Below are 1,850 nucleotides of genomic sequence, written 5' to 3'. Positions count from 1 at the left end.
GCGCGCGGCCCTGACCCCGGACCGCGCCGGTGATGACGACGACCTTGCCGTCCATACGTCCCGCCATGTGTGACGCTCCAGTTTCAGGTCGATGCGTGGCGCCTTGCAGCGCCCGATGTGATGGCATTCGGCCCGAGCTGGTCTGCTCGGACCAGGTGAGTCGCGGGCCAACTGCCGATCACCGCCACCTGTGGGACGTCCACCATACTGACATGTTCCGTCCAATTTAGGAAGTACGGATCGTCAGCCGACCGTAGGTCGGCGGAGCGCCAAGTGAGGTTGCCCCCGACAGCAACGACTTGACTCGCACGAATCGCCCCGGCCACGCCACTCCCCTTGTGACGCGCGGTCCCGTGTTACCGAGAGTTCGCCAAACAGCCCTATTCTGGACTTCCATCGGGTCGCTTCGCGACAATGGGACACACGCCACTTTTGGCCGGCAGCGGGTCGGGGACGGTCCTCGCGACGATCGGCCACCTGGCGCTGTCCGAATGCGCGAACAAACCCAGCGACCGAACGAACGCCAGCCCGGACTGGTCACCGACTCGACGTTCACCGGTCGTCCTCCGCGATCATGTCGGCGTCCTCCTGCGCCAACCGGATCGCAGGACTGCACCCTCTACGCTTGGGTCGCGCCCGTGATGGATGCAATCTTGTTGTCGAGCTTTCCGGCACCAGGCGGCGCTCCTTGCCCCATAGGGTTCGGCATCGTTCCCGCTCAGACCGGCGTGTTGTGTTGCCTAGAGTAGGTTGCAACCCGCGTCCACTGGAATTGCGGCGCCGGTGATGAATCTGGACTCGTCGGAGGCGAGGAACAGCAATACGTTCGAGACATCGATCGACTCCACCCACGGCACCGGCATCGCGTTAGTGGCGAGGGAGACAGCTTCGAAGTCGGCCTTGGTCGGGCTCTCGAGGTCGGGGCAGAACAACTTCCACATGGCCGAATTCTGAATCATCGGGGTGTCGACCTGCGTCGGGTGGATGCTGTTGACTCGGATGAAGTGGGGCGCGAGCTCGAGCGCCAGGGCCTTCATCAGACCCCTCACCCCATGCTTCGCGGCAACGTAGTCCGCAGCGTTCAGGTACGGCTTCAGGCCCGCGGTCGAACTGGTGAGCGCGATCGAACCGCCTCGGTCGCCGGCTTTGATGTGCGGGATGGCCGCTCGCGCGGTGTTGTACACGCCGTTCAAATTGATATCGACCGTCGTTTGCCAACTGCCTGAGAGGTTTTCGGCGTTTGCGAAGGGCCCCGCGATACCGGCGTTCGCCGACACGATGTCGAGCCGGCCTAACTCGGCCACAGCGTCGTCGACAACCGACGTCATGGCTTCCATGTCGCGAACGTCGGCCTTGGCGATCACGATCCGGCGGTTCAGTGCCTCTACGGCACGCTTGGTCTCCTCGAGATCCGCCATGGTCGCCATGTCGTAGGGAACACCGTCGACGGGCCCACAGACATCGACCGCGATGATGTCCGCACCGTCCTCTGCCAGCCGTATCACGTGGCTACGGCCTTGGCTTGGTGCTGCGCCGGTGATGAAGGCGACTTTGCCGTCCAGCTTCCCATGCTGAGCTCCCGTTTCTACGTTTGGCACGCTACTCCGACATACTGACACGCGTCGTCCGCATTTGTGGCAGCTATTGCCGTACTCGGCCGCGCCCAGCCGCAGCATTGATTTGGACGGCAGGAGTCAGTATTGTGAGCCTTCACATACCTCGAACCGTGCCCGACGCCGCTCACTAACGATGTCAATTCGACCCCGATAACGGCGTGATGCTCGGTCACCGTGAACATCTGTCAGGAGAGTCAGTGAGCTTCAAACGAGTGCAGACGGCCGAGGCGTACC

At 62.9% G+C, this 1,850-nt stretch carries 1 protein-coding gene; it reads right to left on the bottom strand.

Annotation, left to right across the window (positions count from 1 at the left end; all coding sequences use genetic code 11):
* Positions 1-740: 740 nt before the first annotated feature.
* Positions 741-1,676 (bottom strand): mycofactocin-coupled SDR family oxidoreductase, encoded by a 936-nt coding sequence (locus tag AZG88_RS26240; protein WP_082833483.1) that lies wholly within the window; start codon positions 1,674-1,676, stop codon positions 741-743.
* Positions 1,677-1,850 lie beyond the last annotated feature (174 nt).

The organism is Rhodococcus sp. LB1, from assembly GCF_001583455.1.
Taxonomy (GTDB): Bacteria; Actinomycetota; Actinomycetes; order Mycobacteriales; family Mycobacteriaceae; genus Rhodococcus_F; species Rhodococcus_F opacus.
Note: the sequence above shows the minus strand (reverse complement) of the source record. Positions and strands in the feature narration are given on the sequence as shown.